General features: G+C 63.6%; 1 pseudogene. It reads left to right on the forward strand.

The window, feature by feature from the left end:
* Positions 1 to 264 (forward strand): annotated as a pseudogene (locus SB765_RS30555) (hypothetical protein); the annotation flags it as partial.

Raw genomic sequence — 264 nt, forward strand, 5'->3', positions numbered from 1 at the left:
TTGCAGACGTCGCAGATTCTGCAAGTCATTCGCGCCACGCACCGGGAGTGGGCCGCGCAGAAAGTGCCGTAGCTGGAGCCCAGGACCGGCGACGGACCACCGGTGTTCACCGACCCGGCGGTGGAGCGCCAGCGGTTGGTAGAGCGAGCACAGCTGGAGAGTGACGAGCGGCTGGAGGAACGCTACGACGAAGCGAAACGGGCAGCGTTCCAGGCCGAGTATGACCAGCAGGAAGCGGAATTTCAGGGCTACATCGACAAGAAC

The organism is Pseudomonas sp. SIMBA_067 (genome assembly GCF_046534675.1).
In the GTDB taxonomy this organism is placed as follows: domain Bacteria; phylum Pseudomonadota; class Gammaproteobacteria; order Pseudomonadales; family Pseudomonadaceae; genus Aquipseudomonas; species Aquipseudomonas putida.